A 26,332-nucleotide genomic window follows, 5' to 3' on the forward strand; every position below is an offset into this window, starting at 1 on the left:
AGATGATAGATGCGAAGAAGAATAAGCTTGCCTTTAAAATTATTTTTTATCGTGTTTGCATTTGTATTAAGCTGCATAATCTTGATAAGTCAATTGTCTTACCACTATGTCCAAAAGGAAATAAGAAAAACTGACATTTATTACACCAACCAAATACTAGACAAGGTAGATCAGTATTTCACAGTTAATTTTTCCTCTTTCCAGACGATCCTGTTCTCGGTCGAAACATCGGTGAAAGCCAACATTGACAATACAGAAGTGATTAAAAAGCAATTAAGAGAGCTGTATGAACTCAACAGTAATTACGTCAGTAATATTTATTTGATCAAAAGCGATTTATCCATTCTAGGCGGGAGTACACCTACCCGAATATTCGATGAACCTTTAGCTGAAAGAGAACCTTTGTTTGATGCGGCTGACAAGAACAGAAGGACTACATTTGTCAGTGATCCTTACAAATCTAAATATTCCGGCTGGACAGTTACGATGGTTCGATATCTGAATAGTGCTCCGTTTCCTATGGCCATTGCGGTAGATTTGGATCTAAATGCCATTGAAGAAACCTTGTTCAAGATTAATAAAAAAGAACAAATGGATTTGGCTCTAATCACCGCATCGGGAAAAATCATTGCCGGATTTTCGGAAAATAAAGGACCCATGAATATTCAAGATCATACTTTTTCAATCGGTGAAACGACGGTGGAACAAATTCTGGATACTACAGAAACAAGCCTTCAACTACATACCAAGGATGGTATTCCAGTCTCCCTTTTGAAAAAACCGACTGAGAAATTCAACTGGACCATCATCTCGATCAATGATGAATCACGCTTGAAAGCTGCTTTGTCCAGATTGGAAACCTATTATATCGGGCTTCTAGCTGCAGGTCTTCTCTTAAGTCTGTTCATTTCCTTTTTTATTGCCAAATATATAAGGACCCCTCTCTATGCGCTCAAAACAAAAATGAAGCGGGTGGAGCAAGGCCTCCTCACAACTACAATATCGATTAACCGAAACGATGAGTTTGGAGATCTCTCCCGCGCATTCGATCGTATGCTTCAGCAAATTGTGGAACTGATACGGGGAGCAGAGCTACATAATGAACTTGAGCGGAAGCTGGAAATCCAAGTGCTTCAGTCTCAAATAAACCCTCATTTTCTATATAACACGCTTGGTTCTATCAGCAATGTCATACGACTCGGACAAATAGAGAAAGTAGATGTGGTGATCGAGTCTCTCATTTCAATATTGGAATATGGGATAGCTGATGCTTCGGAGAAGGTTTCACTACGTCAGGAATTGCAAAATGTCTCGGACTATATCGCGATCCAGAACATCCGCTATAACAGGAACTTCCACTTGATTGAAAATATCGAAGCAGATTTAATAGATTTCCCAGTTTTTCGAATGCTGCTGCAGCCCCTTGTGGAGAATAGTATCTTCCATGGTTATAACGGAGGGGGGATCGAAGGCCCTATTACTATTCATGCGTACAGGGAGGGCGGCATCGTCATCATAGAAGTAGTTGATCTAGGGGAGGGAATTCCAACTGATAAAATAAAGCATATTTTGATTTCAGAACCGAGTGATGTGGAATTGAAAAGGAAAAGAATCGGGTTAAATAATATTCATGACCGAATAAAACTTCACTACGGAGAACAATTCGGGCTTCAAATCATAAGCATACCTAAGGAAATAACCCGTGTTCAAGCCTTATTCCCAGCAGGCTCGTTTAAAGGAGATGCATGATGGTGAGAGACTACACCTGCTTCATTGTTGACGATGAAGATCTAATCATTCAGAGATTGGAATTGTTTTTTAACGAGCTCTCCCATAGGGATAAGCGATTTCATTTAGTGGGAAAAGCAAAAAATGGTCTGGAAGGGATAGAGGAGATCGTAAAGCTTAAGCCGGATATCGTGATATCTGATATCGTAATGCCTCGAATGGATGGAATTTCCATGATTGAGCAGCTAAAACCAAAGCTTCCCCATACCCAATACATTCTTTTGACCGCTTATTCATCCTTTGAATACGCCCAGAGAGCTATTCAAGCCAACGTCTTGGAGTACATTGTTAAGGTTCCGCTCAGGGAAAAGGATTTAGATCGCGCTTTAGATAAGGCAGCCGGGATTTTAAATGAGGTTAAGAAAAAAGAAGCGGAATTTCAATCGTTAAACGTATCCGTGCTTGAAAATAAATATAGAGTCCGAAAGCAATTTTTTAATGAGCTTATCAGAGGCGAAATTCCTTCTCATCGGGCATCGGATTTTGCCAATCGCATGCAATTCCATTTCTTTCAAGCCAACTATTGCTGCTTCATTGTTGAAATGAATTTGTATGAAAGTTTCCGAAACGATTATTCAGCGTCTGATCAAAACATCTTGAAATATGCGATTACGAATATAATCGAAGAAACTGTGGTGAATGGTGGCAGAGGTGTAGCAGCGGATCTATCCGATAATCGTTTTATTGGCTTTCTTTCCTGGGAAAATAATCGCAGCGATATGGACACGGAATATGCTTGCCATTCATTGGGTAGTCAGATCGTCTCCCATTTACATCAATATTTGAATCAAAGGGTATCCGTCGCTTTTGGAGGTCCGCACCGAGGCTGGGAATCTATCAAACAAGCTTACATGGAAGCTAATATCGTGAGTGAGGATTTCTATTATCATGAAGAGAAAGTAGTCAAAACACCCATGCATCGGTTCCATTACCGTAATGACAAAAAGGAGGACTTTCAGCTGAAACTGGCTGATTTTCTCACATGGGTACAAAGGAAAGTTTCCAAGGAAGAGCTAGAGAAAGAACTCTCTGCTTTAAACCAATTTGTAACGGATTATAAAATTCATAAGTCCATCATGGCACCTATGCTTCAAGGCTTGTACAGAGACATTACTGCGAAATTTAAATCGGGGAACTCGTTGACCACGGATGCATCAGAGTTTCCCATAAAATTCATGACATTTCGGGAGCAGCTTGCCTATATTGGCGACTTCACATTCGAATATGTACACGCTGGCCAGCTTTTACATCGTATAGAAATCATGAGTGCTATGCGCTTTATAGAGAAAAACCTGAAACAGAGATTAACGCTTGAGGCTATTGCTGAGGAAGTGAATTTAGCTCCATCGTATTTTAGCAGCTTATTCAAAAAAACAATGAACGAGGGCGTTATCAGCTACATCAACCGCAAAAAAATTCACTTAGCTCTCGAGCTGTTAAATGTTCAGGATTATTCTTTATTGGAATTGTGTGAGGAAGTAGGAATTGTGAATGAAGGTTATTTTTGTAAACTATTTAAAGAATATACGGGTGATACGCCTAAGCAATATCGGATAAAAATGACACGATATGAATCCAAATAAGGTTGCAAAAAATGTATAAATTTCTCGTGAAATCATGTAAAAAAAAGAGCAACAAAAGGCTTACCATGATAGAAGGATCTAATCATGGAGGTTATCAAAATGGAGCTTATTAAAGCAGATGTAACCGTCGTAGGCGGAGGTATTGCTGGGATATGCGCTGCCATTGCTGCCGCACGCCAAGGGCTGCAGGTTTCACTTATTAATGATCGGCCGGTTCTTGGAGGAAATGCGAGCAGCGAGGTCCGGGTTCATATCAACGGGTCAGCATATCTCGGAAACAGTCCATCCTATTATGCACGCGAGGGCGGATTGGTGGAAGAACTCAAGTTGAAGATTTTTCACTATAATCCGTTATACAACAAGAAGCTTATGCTTTCGCTTTCGGATACGGTCTTGTTGGATATGGTTTATGCTGAGCCTAACATTTCTCTGTTTCTGAATACATGCGTGCATGAAACGGGCATGGAGAACGGTAGAATTAAATGGGTGGAGGGCCTTCAATTGGCTTCCGAAAGAAAATTTCGTTTCGAAAGCCGAACCTACATCGATTGCTCCGGAGATGGAGTTGTCGGATATCAAGCAGGTGCTCTCTTCCGCTGGGGGAGAGAAGCGAAGCATGAATACATGGAAGAATTGGCTCCTGAAGTGGCGGACCATTACACCATGGGCGATACGATCCTGTTTCAAGCCCGTGACGTAGAATATTCCGTTCCATTCAAAAGACCTGGCTTTGCGTATGATATTACGAAGTTGGCTTTTTTCGATAGTATCAGAAAAGGTTTAAACCATCGGGCTTTACCAAGAAAAATCAATGGGCTTGGCGGATTGTGGTGGCTAGAATATGGTGGACATATGGATATTATCAAGAATAATGAAGACATCGCATTGGAACTGCGGAAATTGGTGTACGGGATTTGGGATTATATCAAAAATAGCGGCGAATTTGATGATGTAGACAATCTCATCTTGGATTATGTATGCCCGATTCCTGGAAAGCGGGAGTCGAGGCGGTTCATAGGAGACCACATGTTGTCTCAGAACGATCTTACAGCAAAGCCGCATTTCGAAGATGCTGTATCCGTCGGTGGATGGTATATGGATTTACATGCGAATAAGGGCATCTACGATGAGGGGCCAGCTACAGCATGGAATTTCGTGCCTGGATTGTACAATATCCCTTTCCGCAGTTTATATTCACGAAATATTCCTAATCTCATGTTCGCTGGTCGCAATATAAGTGCTACCCATGTGGCTTTCGGATCTACTAGGGTAATGGCAACCTGCGGTTGTATGGGGCAGGCGGTTGGAACGGCAGCTTCGTTATGCTTGAAATATGAGATAGACCCTGCGGCCATAGTCGAATCTCATATGGAGGAGCTGCAGGCGCTGCTGCTTCGAGATGGCCAAACGATTGTAGGGCTTCAAGAGGAATTGAATCCTTACTTCGCTGACGGATTAACTATTCGTGCCTCGTCTCAGCGCAGCTATGATAATCTTCATCCAACTGAAGAGATTCCCTTGGAGAAAGGGTTATGTTTGGTCTTGCCGATTCAGACATCCGTGGCTGAAAGTGTACGGATCAAAATTAAAAATAGGTCCGAGCATTCGGAAACTTTGCATGTAAAGCTGTTTGCCGGGGAACGGAAGGAAAACTACATTCCCACCAGCGAGTTGAAAGATTACCGCTTGGATATTGCAGCCGGTCATGACGACTGGATTACGCTAAATTTGGGCTGCAAGAAACCGGCTGACGACAAAATCTACATCGTATTGGAAGGTACGGCGAGCCTTGCCGTCTACGGCAATGAAGAAAAAATAACAGGAGCGGTCAGCTTCCATTATAGGCCGGAAGAGCCGTCCAGGCTGAAGAAATTCAATAAGAGCATTTGCTTCAAGGATCTGTTACCGTCCCAGAGTATGTATAATCCCGAGAATGTCGTCAACGGCTTCTCCAGACCTTATGGTCTACCGAACGGCTGGATTTCTGAACGTACGGAAGAACAGGAATGGTTGGAATTCTGTTTTGCAAGCCCCAAAAATGTAGACGAAATCCATCTTGTTTTCAATTCACAGTTGGATTTGGAGCATTTCAACGACCCGATCGAGTCCCTTATCCAAGATTATGATATGACCTTGACCTTAGAAGACGGAACCGAGAGGACAATCATAACTCGTGGGAATTATCTCACGTTGAATAAACATAAGGTGGATGCGAAACATGTAACCCGAATCCGGATTAATTTCTGCGCAACGTATGGTTCGCCTTATTTTGAAGTGTTTGCAGTAAAATTGTTTGCTCCTAAAATTGATAAATGAGGTCAGGTGAAGTAACGATGAAGGAATTATTCCCACGTAATGGGCTCCCCAATATAATTCAGAAATTGGAAAATGGGGATACCGTAACAATCGTCTATTTCGGCGGCAGTAATACCCGTTCTGAAGGCTACAGGGTCATGACGGCGGATTGGCTTCGTGAGAAATATCCTAAGGCGGATATCCGCACTGTGAATGCAGGCATTAATGGGACAGGATCGGATTTGGGTTGTGCCCGTTTGGAGACAGATGTACTGCGTCATCGGCCTGATCTAGTATTTGTTGAATTTGTCGGTAACGATGGCGGAGATCCCGAATCCAAGGCGCGGATCGAAGGGATTGTCCGTCAGATCCGCAAGCGGAGCCGGTTTACCGATATCCTGTTCGTTTATACGCTGAAGGAGCGGGATGTGGCCTTATTTCAGTCTGGGGAATACCAGAAGGGGGCTCTAATGCAAGAGGAAGTGGCCGACTATTATGGTATTCCTTCGATTCATCTGGGCGTAGCGGTCAGTCACTTGGTTTCGGAGGGAAAACTCGTTTTTACCTCAAGGGAAGACGTGTCCATTTCTGGAGCCGTTGTTTTTACGCATGATTCGATCCATCCGACTATTCCCGAAGGACACCAGATTTACACGGATACGATCACCCGGTCATTTGAGGCAATTATCGAACTCAGAGGTCAACAGGGAAGGTTAGTACATCACTTACCTCAGAATCCGTTGGTTCCGGCTAATCCTTGGGAGTATGCGACCATGCTGTCACTGGATAGTCTTACTACTTTTTCCGCAGGATGGTCTTACATGACGCCCGATGATTTTGCTTTAGTGCGCGAGTACAATTGGTTGTTCCCCGGCCTATGGCGAGCAGTCGATCCTGGAGAGGCTATCACGGTGCAGTTCGAGGGCACCCATATCGGTTTATTCGATATCGGTGGGCCTGATTCTGGCAGATTGAAGGTGTCGGTGGATGGTGGGGAACCCTTTATTATCGATCGATTCACACTACACAACGATCATAATCGAAATCAGTATGTATTCTTGCCGGAGCTTTCGAATGGAAAACATACGGTTCGCTTTGAAATCGATACCGAGAAGACAGACAAAGCGGCCGTGTTTGAAGCATGCGGCAATGAACGAAGTAGAGAGCATGTTCGGCAGCATCCAGATTGGTATGATCAAACGGTGATTCAGCTTGGAAAGTTGTTATTAGTGCAGCCGCCATTATAATTAATCATTAGGCTTTGTACAATTGGTAGACCTACATGATAACTGACTGCAGTTGAGCGGGCAGTTATCATGTAGGTCTCTTTTTTAAAGGACGACAAAGTCGTTTCTTCTTGCTTAAAATCTTATAAGAAATTCTTAAAATTAAAGAAATTTCACAGTTCTGTAACATGCTATGATAAAACCGACAGAGCGGGCTTAGTCAGAAGGATAAGGCTAATTGCTTCTATACGATCTTCGAACAAAGGAGGGCAACATTATTTTGAAAGCGTTATCAACAAAAGGGAGGCTGTGAGTTGTATGATAAAAAGGAAGCTGTTTTTCTTAATCGTTTTCATCGTGACGATATTAGTTCCTTTCAGCCTAGTCGGAATAAGGACCGCATACGCGGAGCCCTTACCGTATAAGACGATTATCATCGATGACGGGAGCATCACGATCAATGATGTTGTGACACCTGATGTGGGTAACGAGAACAACGGATATTCAGCTCCGAATTGGACCACAAGTACAGGGGTGAAGGGATATGATAACTCCAGTTCTAAATATACGAGTACAGCCGGCAGAGCGATATCCTGGAATCCACGATTGGAAGCGGGAACGGCGAAAATTTCGTTATACAAACTTAACTGGGAAGATAAAGCAGATAGCAATGTCAAAATTGAAATCGTCCACAATGGAACGACTGATGTTCTCTATATGGATTTGCGGCCTTCATTTGGTGCTCCTGCGGGATGGGTTGATTTGGGAGAGTACTATTTTTCCGGAGATGGTAAAGAATTCGTTAGATTAACTCGGTCTACCAGCACAACCAGCACGATAATTACGCGAGCTGATGCGGTCAAGTTCGAAGGGAATATTCAGCAAAAAGAGCCGCATAAGACGATCATCATTGATGATGGAAGCATCACGATTGATGATGTCGTCACCACTGATGTAGATAACGCAAATAACGGGTTCTCCGCTCCTTATTGGACTACAAGTACGGGAGTGAAGGGATATAATAATTCCAGTTCCAAATTTACCGATGCAGTAGGAAGAAGCATCACATGGAATCCGCGATTGGAAGCAGGAACGGCGAAAATTTCATTCAACAAGCTTGATTGGGCGGATAAAGCAGACAGTAATGTTAAAATTGAAATTGTTCACAATGGGATTACGGATGTCATGTTCATGGATCTGAGGCCCTCGTCGGGCCCATCGGCCGGATGGGTTGATTTGGGGTCCTATTATTTCAGTGGTGATGATAGCGAATTTGTCAGACTGACTCGAACGCAACCTACGACCGGAAAGATCATTACGCGGGCCGATGCGGTCAAGTTTGAAGGGAATATCCGGCAGCAAGCTCCGCCGTTGCCTCCGCTGCGCAGCCGTACATTGGCGAATCTCAGTTACACGGAAAAAGGCAGCATCGTGAATGCCAGCTACAAAGTAACCTTCTATGAAGCAGCTTGGGATGGTGGCAAATCCATCGTTCGTGATATGTTCTACAAGGACACGGATACGGGGAACTGGGTGCCTGTCAATAATGTGGCGGAAAGACTTGAAGAGCAATGGGTCTTAATGGATGGAAATGCGGGGAGTCTAACCAATTACTACGATACGATGAACAAACGCTGGATTACATTCGACGAGATTGATTTCCCTGACAGCCACACGGCGATATTAACCGATTCTTCACATGGAAGCGATTACGATTTACAAGTGAACTGGTCCATGTTAGGGGACAAACCTGATGTTTCCTTCGCTTTTACACCCCGCCGGGATGGCAATTACGTGATCGGCTATCAGTCTTTCACAACTGAGCAAATCTCTGGCATCAATGAAGTGTTAAATGGTTTCAGGTCACACGCCAAAATGGTAGGTTCGGTGGAATCAACAAGCTTAAGGGAGCTAAGCGCTCCAATGAGTCTGGTTGAAAAGAATGACGGTTCGGGGAATCCATTGACGTATGGGGTATTTGTACCTTCGGATGAGCTCCCGGTTGAATTTGAACCGACGGGAGGTGTTACGAAACAAAGGCTTGGCATGAGCCTTGTCAACAACGAAGGCAGCGTGCAGCCAATCTTGTATGCTCCTCAATTAGGGACTTATTCGCAAATGACCGCAGAAAGCACTTATCAATTTCATATGGGACTAATCGCTCAAAAAAGCAATTTGTATGAGTCCTACGCGGATATTCTTCGCAATGAGTACGGTTATTCCGCATACCGGGAAAATGTATCAGATCAGTCGCTTACTGACGCGATGTTCAATATGATCGATTTACTTAAGATAGAGCCGCAAGGGGATGACTCTGTTGATTATGTCCCGTCACCCAGCGGATGGTGGAGCCGTGCCAAGGGCTTTATTGACATCGAAAACGAGGATAGTGTTCGAACAAGCTCGAATGGGGTTCTTTTGGGGGCTTACTATTTGACTGGGGATGACCAGCTTTACGATACGAGAGCATTGCCGTCCGTCCAGTATGGCTTATCGCGAAATGGTATAGGCTGGTCGCCGACGCAGAAGCCAGTATACGGTGTGCCGTCGTTATGGAAAATGGCAACCTTGCCGTTTGATTTTTCAAGCGTAGCCGCTGTCAATCAGATGATGGGGACTACGGCAGGAATTGGAGCGCTGGCACAGGAAGAGTACCTCGTGCGTGATCCTGACCAGAAAGACCGGGGTCCTGTCATTCAGCCCCTGATGATGTATCGTATGACGGGAGATGCGCAGTATTTACAGGCTGCCAAGGATGCAGCCGACAGCTATATCATGCAGCATATTGATACGCCTGCATCCGTAAATGTGAGTAAAAATGAGTTCATTTATTATTATAGCAAGCTGTGGATGGAGATCTTGGAGCTTTACGAGGAAACTCAGGATATCAAATACTTGAATGCTGCTTATAAAGAAGCCAAACGGTATGCAACTATGTTCGTTGCTCGTCCGGTTCCTGAAGGTGCCGTTACGATTCCGCAGCCTGAGACGTATAATTACGCGGAGTCGTTCCATTGGCCGGAAAGTGGTAAATATCAATATCCTCGGATCAAGCTCCCAGAAGATGTAGCCGGAGGCGTACAAGCGGATAGTTTGCTTGTCTCTCCCAATGGATTGACGTTTGAAGCGGGAAGTACAACTGGTTATTATCGGATGAATGCTCAGGAAGCTCCATTCATGCTGAGATTGTCGCTCTATACAGGCGATAAATTGCTGCAGGATATTGCTCATAATGCAGTCATCGGACGATATTCGAGCTATCCAGGTTATTACTATAAGGGCTTCGCCGTTAGTCAACTTGAACCGGAGTTTCCTCTGGAAGGCCCAAGCGGGGCTACATCCATCTATTATCACCATATACCGGGACAGCTCGGGCAAACGATGGATTATTTGATCAGCGAGCAATCGTTGAAATCGAATGGAAGTATTACATTTCCTTCTGTATTTGAAACTAATTTTCTATGGTTCAAATATCACCTCTATGGAAATAAACCAGGTCATTTTTACGGTAATTCCAACGTTTGGCTCTGGATGCCTAAGGGGATAATTCAGACCAACCATTCTCAATTGAATTGGATAACGGGAGAGAGCGGGAATAAATTCTACATCGGGTTAAGCAACGAATCGGCAGCTGAAGTTCAGACTCCGATCGAATTGAATGCGCAAATCATTGGGTTCAACCCGGCACAAGATTATTCCGTAACCATCATCCGCGACAATGGCACACCAGAGCAAGCGGTTATGAGTGGCGGAATCATTCAAGCCACGGTTTCAAGCAAGGGAATAACCGCTATCATAGTGGAAGGACTCAACATTGAAGTGCCGCTGCACCAGGTCAGAACTGCTGAAACATCGGAAGCAAGCTATTTCTTCGATATCCACAGTCCAATAGATGCGGTTAAAGGCATGCTGATCGTCAAGCCCGACGAAACGGCTTACGATGCTTATGTGCAGGCAAAAACGACGAAACCAGCGACGATCCATTATTCCTTGGATGGCGGGGCTACGTATACAACTATTCCAGATAAGATCTATCCGATGGAATGGTCGATACGGGTAAACGATTTATCCCAAACCTTCACTTATTATGTGGAATCGGACGGGAAACAGACTCGCAAGCGGACTCTCTTTCTGCCTGATCAGGTAACCGAAACTCCAGCTCAACCGGATTGGCAGGAGGGTTCATCCATCATTGTGGATAATACGGAGGCAGAGACAGAAGGGATCTGGATACGGGATACAACGGCTAACGACTATTACTATGATAACTATGTGTATGCCAAATCGACTGCCGGCACAGCGACAAGTAGAATTAAATGGCGACCTGAGCTGCCGGAAAGTGTTACTTACAGTGTGTACTATAAGCTTCCGCAAATAACCGCTGCTAGTGAAAATTGGGCAATGAATGCCTCATTTACCGTTTATTATAGCGGAGGCTCCGAGACGGTTACCGTAGATGAGACAACGGCCAATGGGACTTGGGTGTACCTGGGTGCTTATCCTTTTGCAGCAGGCGATAGTGGGTACGTGGAATTAACCAATAAGGCCAATAAGTCACGGGTAGTTGCCGATGCGATGATGTGGGTGGACCCGAACAAGATACCGCAATTGGAGTCTGCGGTGATCCTGTCGAATCGGAACGAACTGCAGATGACTCAAACCGCACAACTAAGCGTAACCGGCTATTTGGATAATGGTCTGATTGGTGATCTATCACAGGCAAATGTGCAGTATTTCGTTGATCGAACCGATCTGGCTGAAGTGGACAGTAGCGGTTTGTTGACCCTTCTAAGTCTCGACGGGGAAAAGGATCACATTGAGGTATGGGCCACTGTAACGATTGACGGTGTGACCTTAACAACACCGCCTTTGACAATTGCGATCAGGGAATTAACGGTTATTGTCGACAGCACGAATACGACTGGGTTGTACACGACAGAAGGGTCTTGGAGCCAAAGCAATTTAGCCGGATACAAAATTGGTGTGAAGTCCCGTTACTCTACCGTTCAAGGATCCTCAGCGACGTGGAAAGGCCAGTTTCCAGAGGGGAAATATACGGTCTCCATCTACAAGCTCGTCCATACGACGGCAAATGACAATTATGTCAAAGTGGAAGTGAAGCATCAGTCGGTTACCGAGGTCACGTATATCGATGCAACCGTTGGCTCGTCGGGTTGGGTTAATCTAGGAACGTTCGACTTTACTGGAGACGGCAGCGAGTATGTTCGTTTAACAAGGGTTACTCCGACAACGGTAGATCCGCCAACTCTACCTGCCGATATGATTTATACCAGGGCTGATGCAGTCAAGTTCGAACGCCATTCCAGTAGTCTGCCGTTGCTTGCAAATGGGGTGCCAGGTAAACCGACACTATCGAATAATAGCGGTGTTGCGACAGGCTTACATGATGGCAATTATGAGGTTACGATGAATATGTGGTGGGGAAACAATGGCACACTGTATAAGCTGTACGAGAATGGCCAATTGATCCAAACGAAGTCACTCGCCGATGTTTCGCCAGCTGCTCAGACTTCCATTATGCCTATTCAAGGAAAGCCGAATGGAACCTATGTGTATACATGTGAGTTATCGAATTTGTATGGAACGACTTCATGTGATCCACACACCGTCACCGTGACTGATGCGAAGCCCGGCAAACCTGTTTTGTCTAGTGACAACTGGGATCAAGATGGGGACTATAACATTACTGCTAATATGTGGTGGGGCACGAACGCAATACAGTATCGATTATATGAAAATGGCGAACTTATTGAAACGCAATCTTTATCTTCACAAACACCAAGTGCTCAATCGGCCACTACACAAATTTCAGGGAAATCGCCTGGCATCTATCAATATCGCTGTGAGTTTATGAATGGAAGTGGAACAACGGAAAGTGATACTATACAGATTATTGTAAAATAAACCTATGAGCTGAGTGGATGAGAACAATCCATTCGGCTTTTTTATTTCTTGGAATTTAGTATTGAACTATGTAAAATGCAAATCTTTCAAGGCTCACAACTGAGTGATATTTACATAATACTGCTCATGCTAGATCAGCAGGGTGTTTTCAACCAAACGTGGTATTTTGAACATGTCAAATTTGTTTTAATTCAGTATAAATAAGCGCTTACATTAGAGGGCAGCTAAACTTACAATTATGTCTAACCATTTAAATTCGGGAACTTCTCCAGCAACGGCGATGAATTTCACTGTCATAGGCTTTCTTGCAAAGCTAGGTTTAATATTTGAAAGGGGGGGGCGTCATGGGGATTACTAGACGAAAAGCAACCGTGATTATTTTGTTTACCACTCTGATTGTTCTTGCTTTACTCGTGTTGAGTTTAACTAACAAAAAGGCGGAGCTACCTGAAGATTGGATATTTACAGTAGATGGATACGCCGTAACAGAGGACGAATTTCAATTTTATGTCAAGGAGCATAGAGCTATAACGGCAGACTATTTCTTCAGAACTTATGGGGTCCAAGTAGATGAGGGCTTCTGGACACGTCAATACGGAGAAAATCATGAAACCCCAACTGAATACGCCAAAAAATCTGCAATGACTGCATTGCTAAAGACCAAGCAGGAGCAATTTATTGCAGATGAGCGGGGGATCGCCCCTTACAAAAGCTTTGATGAGCTAAAATCCGACATGGAAGATGAAAATGTTAAGCGAGCTAAGATGGATGATTCAGAAGGGACTTACTATGGATTGCCTCAGTTTGATTTAAATCAATACATGCAATATTTAAGTGGCGCCCGTTGGCCGGATTTGGTAGAAACGCAGGTTAAAAAAACGAAAATGAGCAAAGCAGAGTTGCAAGTTGAGTATGCATCAAAAAGTGCGGAATATGTTCATGTTGCAAATGAATTGACGGCTGCGTTAGCGACAGCGGGACAGGCCAAGGAAGAGAAAGTGCTAAACCGTTTGGATATATCTAAAGAAGAAACCGAGTCTCTTAAGTTCTGGGAGTCTTTAGCTGCTGCTTCTGTAGGTGAGACAGTAATCGGTAAATATATGGGCGAGGATGTCGTTGCCACATTAACCACAAAACCGGAAATCACCAAGCTTAAACTGGAAGAAGTGAAAGATTCCATTCTATACGGATCGGCGGAGTCTGACTTGCGAGCGTTAATTGCAAATACGAATAAGTTGAAGATTGTATATAACGGTAATCGATTCAGTGAATTAGTAGTGAACTAGAATAGTTATGCTTTTAAGTTTATAAAAATCTATGTCTATTGAGGCTTCCATAGATGCAGATTTTTTATAAAGTATTAATTTATTAATTTCAAAGGGAGGAAGTTTTTGGATGATACGATCGAAATGGATACAAAAAGCTTTGTCGATGATTACGGCAACTTCGTTGGTGTTCCCTGGTCTGTTCGGCTTAGCGCCTTCATCTGAAGTGTCAGCTGCGGGAGGGGGCGAATCTTTTGACTCTGTTGTACTAGAATTGACACAAGCGGCAGGTCAGGCAGGCAGGGTGAATCTTACCTATAAAGGTTCGCCTTTAAGCAGTCTCGTGAAAGGAACGGTTATTGACCAGGTTAATTATGATTCCAGCAATGCGAATCTTTTAACTGTTAATAATCAGGGGAACATTACTTTAGCTAGCGGTTATACATTTGCGTTGCCAGGTGCTCCGGGCATCCCGGTGACAATCACGGCCGCGGCGAGTTATTACCATGACTCAGATGTATTATTCATGGAGGATTTCGAGAACAACAATGGTCCAATGACATCAACTGGCAAATTAGGTTCGTCATACACGCTTTCCGAGGCTCAGTCCCGTTCTGGATTGAAAGCGATTACACCTTCGAATGATACGAATAATGAAAATGTAGCCCAAGACGTGGCATTGCCGGCAGGTAGCAATTATAAGATGACGGCATGGTATTTTGACCCGTATCCTGATGAGGAGAAGACAGCGACGGATAGAACTCAATTTGCTATTGTAGATGGCAAAAATGCCACCTTTGCCGGGACATTCTATCAAAGTTCAGAGGCTGATGTTATTCATAACCCGACTAGATATACTTGGGCATATGCACCATCATCAGCGGGTACAGCAGGCAATCGTTGGAAAGATAGCGGGGCTTTACGTTCCACAGGCTGGCATAAATTCGAGTGGCTCATTACACCGAATGGTGCGACTTTACAAATAGACGGAACATTAATATCCGATTCAGCGCAAAGTAATATTTACAAAGCTATGAAGAGCGGTACAACCATTCAGCCTAAAATAGCTGGAGGATGGAACAACCAGTCAGGCAACAAAGCTTATATTAAAAATAAACATCTAATCGACGATTTTTATGTTGTTAAAGATGTGGCTACAACAACAGGAACCAGAACATTAACATTGAATTTGGTACCTCCCGGTGGATTGCCAAATTTAGAAATAATCACTCAGCCAACAGCGGCAGAAGTGAAACAAGGTGAGACGGCAACATTTAGCGTTGCGGCATCAGCCGCTGCTTCAGCATATCAATGGTATGTATCTGACGACGAGTCTGGCTTGAACGGGACAAAAGTCAGCGGAGCTGATAAGGCGCTATTAACGCTTCCAAATGTGGACGCAGCTTCACAACAAGGCAATTTCTATTATTGCGAAGTGTCTTCGGCAGATGGAATTGTGGTGAAATCCAATGCTGCACCGTTGTTGATAACCACAAATACACAGGTGAATGCGCCAATTAACCCGACGCTTGACTCGGACACGGGCATTTATAGTGGCGCTTCCAATTACGGTGACACCCTTGTAACACTGTTCAAAGACGGTGGACCTGTTGGTTATTATTTATCGAAAAATGGAGGACCCGACCAGCCTAACAATCATGAAAGGCATCATGTTCTGCCCTATGCAAGAGCACTGGGAGTGGGAAACTACACTGTTACAGCCATTGTCATTAATAATGCGGGAGATATCAGTGAAGAAGTTGCAGCATCTGGAATATTGAAGATCGAGAAATTGCCTGCACCGGCAAATGTCAGATGGAATGGCACATACGCTACATGGGATCGCATCGCTAACGCAGCTGCCTATTCGGTTCAACTCTTCAGGAATGGAGAGGCTAATGGAAGCCCGATTGCAGTAACAAGCAATGATGCGGCTTTATCCCCGACTTTAGATGATACATTTAAAGTAAAAGCAAACGGCGACGCAACCTCACGATTCTTGGACTCTGATGAATCAGCGGAGAGTGCACAATATTCAGCTAACATTGCGCTAATTCGCCAGAATGATACTTTACGGGCCGGAGATAAAACGCGGTTAATCGTTGACACTGCAGATGTATTCGTTGCTGATAACATCAGCTTCAGCCCGGCGGATCAAGACAAGAATAAAATTGAAGTTGATGATGCCGGATTCGTGACAGTTAAGAAAGGTTATGTTCCGACAGGGAACGAAGAGGTCACTGTACATGTGAGCGTTGATTACTTCAATAAGGCTGACACTAAGTTTTACGATGGATTTGAAGGGGAGAAGAAATTTTCAAATGGTGCGAACGGATATGTTCACAGTGATGTGATGTCCCGTACCGGAGGAAAGGCCGCGACATCAAGCGGCGCCGGTCAGGTGGCTACTGTTCCAGGTACCTATAACTACGCCCCTGCAACCGGTAAGACAACAATCGTTACTGCTTGGTACTATGATGATGGCAAAGCGGCTTCCAATGATCACGCAGTCTTTGGCTTAACCCCATCATCCAATGAACATATCGCAATCAATTATGGCAATGGAGATGGCGACTGGGCAGCAAATCTGACCAATTACGCAGTCAGACCTGGTTCATCCGGGAGATTCTATCCAGTAGATGTCAAGCGAAGCGAAGGTTGGCATAAATTTCAATGGTTCGTTACATCAACGGGAACAACCTATAAAATCGATGGACAAGACATTCAAAGGCAGTCAACAGATGGCGGAAATTTTGATACCCTAGTTAAGAACAATATTTCCAAGATTGATGCATTGCAGCTTGCTACGAACTGGGGCAACAAGGCTGGAACGATTAAGGATATACAGAAAAGGCACTTTATCGATGACGTATATGTTATCGATAGTGGAATAACAGCCCATACCGGAACATCTTCTATTACGCTAAAGCTCATGCCCAAAGAGTATAGCCACTTGGAAGACAGCACATATGTTATTGGTCTGGACGACTATAATATCATCGTAAATCCTGATTTAGCAGATCTAGCTGGAGTGGAGATCGGCGATGTAACACTGCAGCGGGATGTGGATTATACGGTTAGCGGTAATGTATTGAAAATTAACAAAGAATCATTCGCAAGAAATAATATCGTGCCAGGAAAATATACCATTAGACTGGATCTGAATCCTGCCGAAATCACATTCGAGTTGAACATTCTACCACTTGAAGTCCGTGATTATTATTTCTCCAATAACGGTGACGATCATGCAGATGGACGCACACCGGCTACGGCATGGAAATCAATCTCCAAGGTTAATGAATATGTATTTATGCCAGGTTCAACCATTTATCTGGATGCGAATAGTGTATGGAACGAACAAATCAGACTGCGCGGCAATGGTGAGGAAGGAAATCCGATTACGCTTACAAAATATAATACGACCGACCCTAACCAACGCCCGATAATTAATGGTGGAGGAACAGCGTCAAGCCCATCAGGCATTTCCTTAAACGGTACAATTGAGTTATATGACGTTAACTATTGGTTAGTCAGTGGAATTGAAGTAACGAACATCGGCAATAAAGCAGGTGATGGCCGTTCCGGTATCGCTGTAATGTCACGGATTTCCAAGCTGGGACAAGGTCAGTTTAATATTCAAGATTATGCTGATGCTCGTATGCAAGGCATCGTCATTCGAGATAACTACGTTCATGATGTTAATGGGCTGCACCAAGCAAATGGAGCAAGTAAGGTATCCGGCGGCATCATTATTAATGGTTATGTAGATATATTGGTTGAAGGAAATAAAACCCTTCGCTGCGATAACGAAGGTATTCGTAACAATGCCTACGGACCAAGCAATCCTGGGACGAATAACACAGGCATTACTTGGAGTAACTCAAGCTATCCTTGGGCATCAAACGCTGTGTTTAGAAACAACTGGATTTCTAGTTCGGTTGGAGATGGCATTGTCATGTCCGGTGGGAACAACTCCCTTGTGGAACGAAATGTGGTCACAGACAGCGGATACAGCTATTTAAGCGATAAGAGCGGCAACCTGGTTACGAACTGGGGGCCAAATAATACAACGCCAACATATCTAGGTTCGCAAAACTATGCGGCAGCGTGGATTATGGCAAGTAAAGGCACGATCTTCCGCTATAATGAAGCCGTGGACAACCCTTATCATGCAAGTAATGACGGTATGGCATGGGACATTGACAACTATTGTCAGGACAATGTGTATGAATACAATTACAGCCGAAATAACTATGGCGGTTGGTACTTACAGATGAATGCTGCCAAGGGCAATATCGTTCGCTATAACATTAGCGTGAACGACGGTCGCAGCCCGGATTTTAACAAGAGCTTTAACAGTCTTATATTACTTGCGGGAGGTTCTTCAACGAGCGAGGAATTAAGCGGATTATACTATAACAATGTCATCGTCACACCATTGAAGAATAGCAATTCGTTAGTATTTGATCCGACGGCCTCCAACTTGCATATTTATTTCCAAAATAATATTTTTGCCTACACTGGGGCAAACAACCAGGTTGGTCTGAAAGGCGGGGGAACATCAGCTTCATTTGCAGCCGGACGTTTTACGAACAACATTGTATATCCGGCTAATCTTTTTGGTAGCATGAACGCAGGCGGAGGCGGGTATCTAGGTGCAGGCGTAACAGCAACAGACAACCGCTATGTATCGGAAGAGGAACTTAACTCTATATTAAATGATTATAAATCTGCGCCGGAACATTGGATTACCAACAGCGGAACAGTGGATGCCAAGCTTGATTACAGTGCGATGAACGGGTTCCGACTTGCTGACGGTAATAACCTGGCCTATAGTGCAGGTGCCGAGATTGTAAGCCCATATGTGGATCGCGCGAACGCTCTGCCTCATATGACGGAGAGAATAGACTTCTTCGGCAATCCACTTAGCGGCAGAACGCCTTCCATCGGCGCACACAACCCTTATGCGGTAACTTTTGATTCCAACGGTGGAAGCGAAGTGGTGATGAAGTTCGCAGATATGGGCGGGACAATTACCGAGCCAACAGCGCCGACAAAAGAAAACACTATTTTCGGCGGTTGGTATCAAGATGCAGAATTAAACGATGTCTGGGATTTCGTTGCTGATCCTGTTACAAGGGATATTGAATTATATGCGAAATGGGTTGAAGACGCAGGTACTGCGCCAATGATTACGACGAAATCACTTGCGGATGGCAAGGTAGGACAACCTTATTCGGCAGTTCTTACCACTGACAGCGATAAGCCGATCAAATGGGCTGTTGTAGATGGTCAATTGCCATCAGGATTGAGTTTGGAGGAAGATGCAGGTGTTATCTCGGGTACACCGGATCAATGTGGTCAATTTACATTTAAAGTTCAAGCTAACAATGACGCAGGCAGTGACTCGAAATCGTTCAATATAGTGATCACTGAAGATGTCTCAGTTGACACAGCTCCGGAGATTATCACTAAGACTTTGCCGAGTGGCAAAGTTGGACAACCGTATACGGTAACATTAGCGGTATACGGCAGCGAACCGATTACTTGGAAGGTCCAGGGAGGAGATTTGCCAGTAGATTTGAACCTAGATGAAGCAACAGGCGTTATCTCGGGTACGCCTCAAGAGGCAGGATATTACGAATTCACTGTTGGCGCAACGAATGATTTTGGTATAGATAAGCGAGTATTGAGCATCGAGATTAATGAGGATAAGCCAGTGGAAACAGCTCCGGAGATTATCACTAAGAATCTGCCAAGCGGCAAAGTTGGAGAACCTTATACGGTAACATTAGCGGTATACGGCGACGAACCGATTACCTGGACAGTGAGAGATAATTATTTACCTGCAGGGTTGAAATTAGAAGGAGCTACGGGTGTTATTTCAGGGGTGCCTAATGAAGCGGGAACATACAAATTCACTGTTACGGCTTCTAACCATGCTGGCATGGATACGATAGAGTTAACTATCGTAATTACTGCAAATAATAACGGCGGAGGATCAGGTGGCCAAATCAGCACGCCGACTCCTTCTCCAGAATCACCGGTAGCAGATCTTATTGATGCTACAATCAAAGAGCAGCTGATGAAAGGCAATTCCATTGCATTGACGATGTCAGCCGGAAAAGATGAGCTTGAGATTCAAAACGATACGATCGGTGCGATTATTAAAGCCAACAAACCGCTAATCGTTACGAATGACACCGTATCTGTTGAATTGTCCCCTGAATTGTTGAAGCAGTTGAATACAGGCAAGAGTATGAAGGTTGTCATTAAACCTGTAAATGATAGAGACGGAGTTATAGGGCGGGGATATGAGTTGAAGATCTTCGCAGATGGCCGGGAAGTAACGGATTATACAGGGCTTATACCAGTAACCTTCGATCTGACAAAAGAGAAGTTGTCGACTAACGATATTAGCATGTTATGCGGTGTCATGCTTCGATTGGACGGTAACATGGAACGCTTAGGCGGCAAATATGACCATAAGACAGGTAAATTTACCTTCACGGCAAAAGGACTAGGCTATATCTTTGTTACAATCAAGCCTGAACCTGTGAAATTAGAACTTACTCTAGGTAAGAAAGGGTATAAATTAAACGGAATCGAAATGAGTATGGATGTTGAGTCGATGGTAGTTAAAGGCAGAACTTTAGTGCCACTGCGCTTCGTTGCGGAGAGCATAGGAGCAAATGTAGGCTGGGATAACATTACGAAAACCGTAATGATTACCTTGGAAGGTCAGACTTTGTCCATTGCGATCGGTGAACTTGCACCAGGAATGGATGTTGCAGCTGAACTTGTAAACGGACGTACTATGCTCCCGTTACGCTTCATTGCTGAATATTTTGGTGCAGATGTATTCTTCAATAATACTTCGAAATCCATTAGTATCATGAAGTAGTATTCGCTAACAATAGCAGCTACACACGAAACCCTCTAACATGCACTGCAGCGTCTCATAAAGATTCGTTTCGAGGACGTTGAAAAGGCAATCGCTGAATAATTATGAATATTTCATTTTCAGTTATCATCAAAAAAGTCTTGATGATAACTGAAATGCACCCCTTAGAATAGATATTGGATAAACCCCCTGGTTTGTCCGATGAAATTCTAGGGGGTGCATTTTTATGGAGATTAAAGGGTAGAAGTTTAAGACATCTCAAATGAGATCAAAAAAGAGGCCATTCGTTTACTAACGAACCTCCCGAGAAGTTACATTCTGCTCTTTTAGACAAACAAATCCTGACAGAGTCATATCCGCCAGGATTTGTTCAATTAAGAGCTGTAAACCTCAAAATCGAATATCGAATATCCGTATACGGTCCCTCTAGCAGTACAGAGCACTCTGACGTAACGTCCGCTATTTGCGGTAAATGTAATATCGTCAATAGAACCATTACCGGTCGTTGTTACGTAAGTATCCGTCCATGTTGTTGCGTCGTTAGACACCTGAACTTTGTAGCCTTTAGCGTAAGCGTCTTCCCAATTCAACTTGACGCGGTTTACGCTTTGGGTTGCGCCCAGATCGACGTAAATCCATTCATTGTTGCTTCCTTCGATGCTCGCCCAACGGGTAGTAGAGTTGCCGTCTGTTGCCTTGGAAGCTTCAAATCCTACACCTTCGATAGAACTGGCTACCGCTGTCTTGCCCAGCGCAAGGTTGATACCGGCAGCAGGAGTTGAACTTGTAGTTGCTGATGCGGTATTACTGTTAGCAGACAGGTTGCCTGCGGCATCGACAGCTTTTACCATATAGCTGTAAGCTGTCGATGCGGTAAGTCCGGTATCGCTGAAGGATGTGCCTGTAGGCGCTCCTACTTCCACGCCGCCACGGAATACCCGGTAGCCTGTTACACCGACATTATCGGTAGAAGCAGTCCAACTCAGATTAATTTGGCTGCTTGAAGCTGCTGTTGCGTTCAGATTCGTTGGATCCGAGGGAGCTTGAGTATCCGCTGCACTGTAGGTAGGCTTCCACCAGTTCCCCGAGATGAACAGTAGGTTCAGCATGTTAAAGGAGTCGCTGAAGTAACTTTCCTTTTTGTTCTTCATCCAGTCCCATCCTGCATTGACCCAAGCTTGATGCGTGCTGGTAGTCGTCGCTGCGGAGATAAAAGGCGCTACGAATACCGCTGTCGCATAAGTACCGCGATTCGAACCGTTCAGTTGGTAACCGTCCTTCACATTGTTCGGATTGTTGCCTGTTTTTCCTTTGATCCATACTACCATTTTATTAGCGATATCCTTACCACGGGTGTCTCCGTACAAGGCGTAATCCATTACGATACGAAGTGGTACACGGCTTGCATTGTAGTTATATTCATTTGTTTCAGGGAACTCTTCCAAATAGTTTGGGGGGGCCGGCTTAGGCGGGTTGCCTACCACAAAGTCCGAAATCAGACCTGTGCTAGACGAATAAGCTGCTGTAAATTGGCTGTATACGTTATACAGATTATTGATGACATTTAGCCAAGTTGAATCTCCAGTAACTTCATTGAAAGCCCGTAGATGACTGAGCATCCAGTCGGAGGGACGCGTATTCAAGGCGCTCTTCGTATCCCAGTCACCAAGGTTCAGCCTGTTGTTAGTTGTCACATTGCTAAGCTTAATAGCGCCAATCATCTTTTTGGCTTCAGCCAAATAATTGATCGTTCCAGTCGAGCCCCATTGGCGATCAGCTAGAATAAGGGAGTAAGCGATATCGAGGTCCCCATCTGTTGCTGAACCGAAGTGCCCTTGAGCCCCAGTACTATCTGCTATTACCCATCCCATCAGGTTCGGATTATTAGAGCTCTTGAACGCTCTAGCCGTTTTGAACAAACCGTCATAGATTGTTCTGGAATTCGTATCGTATCCAGCCATTAGCACGGTAATAACCATACCGTATCCTTGGCCTTCCGATGTGCCGAGAGGATCGAAGCCGTCCGCTTCGCCAGTAATATCACCTTTTACATAGTACCCTCCTGGCAGCGAGGACAAGTTGTTTTTAAGATAAGTAGCCTTCCAATAGTCATAGTAGGAAGATACAGAACTGTTCATCGAGGATTGACTGACGTGGTTTGGTTTAATGATACCCGGATAGCTGACTTGTTGAGGAAACGGTTTCAATTCACCCGCTCCATGAGCTTTCCGTTGAAGCGGTGCAGGGGCGGCTAATGTCGCTAGAAGCATAACCGCCGAAAGCATGACAAGTAACATCACTTTCATTGTGCCTGAGGTCGATTTCAATGAGTACACAAAAATTCCTCCTTTAGTGATGGTTAGTTTAATTAACGTCAATGAATCCTCCTTCCCTTTAGACTGATCTCCAAAGTAAACCGCTTAACAATAAGTGTTATTCACACTTCTAAAGTTTAAGCGCTTTAACTTTGGGGCGGAAGTGACATTTTACATATATGCTGAAGAGATTTGAAGGTACGCGCTTCAATAGGAAATCATCGCATCCTCAACGTCACTTTTCACCTACAGGTTACAAATCACCAGCCAAACAGCATTACTTTATTCACACAAATGTAACACAACTATTTTCGCCGTGTCTAGATACTTTAAAATAAATTAAAAAGTAATGTTCATAAAATAAAAGCGTTTATACTAAACAGATTATAGTAAACAACATGGTCATACTGGATTAGTTGGCACGAGGAACATTCTGAAATCATCCAAAAAGAAAAAGAAATATTCATACGGTTTCATAGCATAGTCAGAAAATTGAGCATCAGTCCATCGGTGAACAGACTGGCGCCGGATACGATCAGGACATCAATAGATGCTGTTAATCTCTTGGCATAAATGGCGGTAATTGAGAAGATAAAAGCCGCCACAATTTTAAATCCTTCACCCTTGAAGGAAAGGAATAACTCTAGCAGATTACTATGGAATTTGAGCTGATTACATTGATAAAGCCGAGCAGGCAGCCGTTGAATTTATTTTTGCTCAACCTCATGCTGGCTCAGCGCTCCTTATCTGAATGACCGCATACAGTGAAATGGAGAATTCACAAAGATGTTCCAATTGTCTATTACATGTAGCCTAAGTTCGCGAAATAGCGTAGTGACAAAGGATTCACAAAAATGGTTGTTTTTACCTTGTTATACATTGTACAATGTGTAACGAGCCTGGTGTTCATTATGGTGATCATTTATCAAACTAATAAAAAACCTGGCATTACCTATGCCTACAATAATGAGCCTTCCTGGGACAAGGAAAAACAGCAATCCCGTGACAAGGTTGTTCAGCTAGCCATGGATATGGGATATCAGGAGGCGAATGCCGACGATACCATTCATATCAGCGAACAAAACGCGGTGACTATTAACGAGCGATTTGCCGAAAATTGCAATATATATGTTTGTGGGGTTTGCTTATGGTGAAGAGAATAAAACTTCGTACGCTGTTTATAGGAGGGTGCATTACCCTCTTTTTTCTTGTTTTACTCGGCAGAGTGTTCTGGATTCAGGTGCTGGATCGTGATTTCTGGCAAACCAAGGCCGCAAAGCAATGGGCCCATATTTCGGTGTTTAAAGCGGTGCGTGGCACGATCGAGGACCGCAACGGCAGGATGCTGGCTAGCGATGTGCCGGCCTACACGGTAGTGGTCAATCCGGAAGCGATTAACGCTCTCAGTATCGGGGGAGAAGTTATCACCGGCCTACATGAACTGCTCGGCAAGCCTGAGGATGAGCTTAAGGCGCTCGTGGAAGCCAAAGACGAGAACGGAAAGTATCTGAAGAACCGGGAGATCCGTAATGAAGGCTGGAAGATAGACCAGGAGCTGCGCGACAAGGTCAACGAGTTCATTGAGAAACTGAAGGATGAACATGACACTCTGGAGACTGGCGTTGGCCTGATTAGGGAGCAGAAGCGCTATTATCCGCAACAAACACTGGCCGCACATATTTTGGGTTATACGGACCGCGATGGCAACGCGGTGATGGGGTTCGAAAAGTATTTTGACAAGCAGCTTAAGGGTGCGGATGGTAAGCTATTCTACCAGAGCGACGCCAAAGGCATCAAGCTGCCTGACTCGGAAGACACTTACCAGCCGGAGGTCAATGGAAGTACTTTCAAGCTGACGATTGATAGCACAATCCAGTATTATATCGAGCAGGCAATGCAGAAAGCCTATGAAGAATATAAACCCAAGAGTATTACGGTAATTGCCGCGGATCCCAGCACCATGGAGATATTGGGGCTAGCGAATATGCCTACCTTTAACCCGAATGAGTTCTGGAAATATGCCTCTGATCCAGGGGTATTCTTCAACCATGCCATCAAAACAAGATTTGAACCAGGCTCCACGTTCAAAATTGTACCTCTTGCCGGAGCGGTGGAGGAGAATTTGTTCGATTCGGACGCAACCTTCATGTCCGGTTCTATCCGCATCAAGGGGTACGGCAAGCCACTGTATGACCAGAAGAGAAGCGGTTATGGCGAAATCTCCTTCCTGGAAGGCGTGAAGCGGTCAAGTAACGTGGCCTTCGTCAAGCTTGGCTATGAAATGCTCGGTCCGGAAAGGCTGCTGCAATACGTGGATGATTTCGGATTTAACGATCTTACCGGTATTGACCTGCCGGGCGAAATCAGCGGAATTGTCAATCCGACTCCGAATAATGCTTCAGAGAACGCGACGATTGCATTCGGGCACGGCAAAGTGCTTGTTACTCCGATTCAGCAGCTTACCGCCATCTCGGCCATCGCCAACGGCGGAAAACTGATGGTGCCGCACGTGGTCAAGGCGACCACCGATCCGAATACCGGCAAGACTACCGTAACCCAGCCCCAGGTGGTACGTCAGGTTATTTCCGAGGAAAGCGCCAGGGAAACCAGCAGCTATCTGGAGCAGGTCGTTGCAGACCTGGTCCATGGAACCGGCCGCCATGCATACATTGAAGGCTATAGTGTAGCAGGTAAGACCGGTACGGCGATTAAACCCGACGGTAAGGGAGGGTATGACCGCGATAAGGTGCACTCGTCCTTTCTCGGATACGCACCGGCTAATAATCCGAAGATTGTGGTCTATGTCGGCATTGACGAGCCTGCTAATGCTGCTGGCGGTGGTGCTGCGGCGGGGCCGGTGTTTAAAGAGATCGTATCCGAAGCATTGTCTTATATGGGTGTGCCAAAAGTTACATTGGGCGATGGAGGCAGTGTTTCCATATCCGTCAAGAATGCACCATCCGCGCAGCGCTCCGCACCCGATCTGACCGAAAAAAATAATGCAGGCGGCCAGAAAATTGCTGATTGATTA

At 44.5% G+C, this 26,332-nt stretch carries 11 protein-coding genes and 1 pseudogene; 9 read left to right on the forward strand and 3 right to left on the reverse strand.

Annotation, left to right across the window (positions count from 1 at the left end; genetic code table 11):
• Positions 1-9: 9 nt before the first annotated feature.
• The 7 genes from MKY19_RS15590 (at position 10) to MKY19_RS15620 (ending at position 20,986) form a co-directional block, all read left to right on the forward strand.
• Entirely contained in the window at positions 10-1,749 is a 1,740-nt protein-coding gene (locus MKY19_RS15590; protein WP_339795883.1) for a histidine kinase, read from the forward strand.
• Entirely contained in the window at positions 1,746-3,371 is a 1,626-nt protein-coding gene (locus MKY19_RS15595; RefSeq protein WP_339795885.1) for a response regulator, read from the forward strand. Before MKY19_RS15590 ends, MKY19_RS15595 begins: the two co-directional genes overlap by 4 nt.
• Before the next feature lie 99 nt (positions 3,372-3,470).
• Entirely contained in the window at positions 3,471-5,687 is a 2,217-nt protein-coding gene (locus tag MKY19_RS15600; RefSeq protein ID WP_339795887.1) for an FAD-dependent oxidoreductase, read from the forward strand.
• A gap of 17 nt (positions 5,688-5,704) precedes the next feature.
• Entirely contained in the window at positions 5,705-6,913 is a 1,209-nt protein-coding gene (locus MKY19_RS15605) for a GDSL-type esterase/lipase family protein (RefSeq protein ID WP_339795889.1), read from the forward strand.
• Positions 6,914-7,210: 297 nt separating this feature from the next.
• On the forward strand, positions 7,211-12,817 hold the full coding sequence (locus MKY19_RS15610; protein ID WP_339795891.1) for a hypothetical protein: 5,607 nt from the start codon (positions 7,211-7,213) through the stop codon (positions 12,815-12,817).
• A 344-nt stretch (positions 12,818-13,161) separates the two neighbouring features.
• Positions 13,162-14,103: a hypothetical protein gene (locus MKY19_RS15615; protein WP_339795893.1), complete on the forward strand. Its 942-nt coding sequence runs from the start codon at positions 13,162-13,164 to the stop codon at positions 14,101-14,103.
• A gap of 109 nt (positions 14,104-14,212) precedes the next feature.
• A complete protein-coding gene (locus MKY19_RS15620; protein WP_339795895.1) occupies positions 14,213-20,986 on the forward strand; it encodes a putative Ig domain-containing protein in 6,774 nt (2,257 codons plus the stop codon).
• A gap of 374 nt (positions 20,987-21,360) precedes the next feature.
• On the opposite strand, the gene MKY19_RS15625 is transcribed toward MKY19_RS15620, so the two are convergent.
• The 3 genes and pseudogenes from MKY19_RS15625 to MKY19_RS15635 form a co-directional block, all read right to left on the reverse strand.
• Positions 21,361-22,077 (reverse strand): discoidin domain-containing protein, encoded by a 717-nt coding sequence (locus tag MKY19_RS15625; RefSeq protein ID WP_339804338.1) that lies wholly within the window; start codon positions 22,075-22,077, stop codon positions 21,361-21,363.
• A pseudogene (locus tag MKY19_RS15630) lies at positions 22,054-23,220 on the reverse strand (glycosyl hydrolase family 8); the annotation flags it as partial. The gene MKY19_RS15625 and the pseudogene MKY19_RS15630, both read right to left, overlap by 24 nt.
• A gap of 554 nt (positions 23,221-23,774) precedes the next feature.
• Positions 23,775-23,906, reverse strand: coding sequence for a hypothetical protein (locus MKY19_RS15635; protein ID WP_339795897.1), 132 nt, complete (start codon positions 23,904-23,906; stop codon positions 23,775-23,777).
• A 306-nt stretch (positions 23,907-24,212) separates the two neighbouring features.
• On the opposite strand from MKY19_RS15635, the gene MKY19_RS15640 reads away from it, so the two are divergent.
• Together MKY19_RS15640 and MKY19_RS15645 are read left to right on the forward strand one after the other, a co-directional pair.
• Positions 24,213-24,455, forward strand: coding sequence for a hypothetical protein (locus MKY19_RS15640; protein WP_339795899.1), 243 nt, complete (start codon positions 24,213-24,215; stop codon positions 24,453-24,455).
• On the forward strand, positions 24,449-26,329 hold the full coding sequence (locus MKY19_RS15645) for a penicillin-binding transpeptidase domain-containing protein (RefSeq protein ID WP_339795901.1): 1,881 nt from the start codon (positions 24,449-24,451) through the stop codon (positions 26,327-26,329). Before MKY19_RS15640 ends, MKY19_RS15645 begins: the two co-directional genes overlap by 7 nt.
• The last annotated feature ends 3 nt before the right edge of the window (positions 26,330-26,332 follow it).

The sequence above is a fragment of the Paenibacillus sp. FSL R5-0744 genome, from assembly GCF_037972555.1.
Classification (GTDB): Bacteria; Bacillota; Bacilli; order Paenibacillales; family Paenibacillaceae; genus Paenibacillus_AQ.

Excerpts from the sequence above, each read along its gene's own strand:
- MKY19_RS15590 (WP_339795883.1), top strand. The coding sequence starts at position 10 with ATGCGAAGAAGAATAAGCTTGCCTTTAAAATTATTTTTTATCGTGTTT.
- MKY19_RS15595 (WP_339795885.1), top strand. The coding sequence starts at position 1,746 with ATGATGGTGAGAGACTACACCTGCTTCATTGTTGACGATGAAGATCTA.
- MKY19_RS15600 (WP_339795887.1), top strand. The coding sequence starts at position 3,471 with ATGGAGCTTATTAAAGCAGATGTAACCGTCGTAGGCGGAGGTATTGCT.
- MKY19_RS15605 (WP_339795889.1), top strand. The coding sequence starts at position 5,705 with ATGAAGGAATTATTCCCACGTAATGGGCTCCCCAATATAATTCAGAAA.
- MKY19_RS15610 (WP_339795891.1), top strand. The coding sequence starts at position 7,211 with ATGATAAAAAGGAAGCTGTTTTTCTTAATCGTTTTCATCGTGACGATA.
- MKY19_RS15615 (WP_339795893.1), top strand. The coding sequence starts at position 13,162 with ATGGGGATTACTAGACGAAAAGCAACCGTGATTATTTTGTTTACCACT.
- MKY19_RS15620 (WP_339795895.1), top strand. The coding sequence starts at position 14,213 with ATGATACGATCGAAATGGATACAAAAAGCTTTGTCGATGATTACGGCA.
- MKY19_RS15640 (WP_339795899.1), top strand. The coding sequence starts at position 24,213 with ATGGTGATCATTTATCAAACTAATAAAAAACCTGGCATTACCTATGCC.
- MKY19_RS15645 (WP_339795901.1), top strand. The coding sequence starts at position 24,449 with ATGGTGAAGAGAATAAAACTTCGTACGCTGTTTATAGGAGGGTGCATT.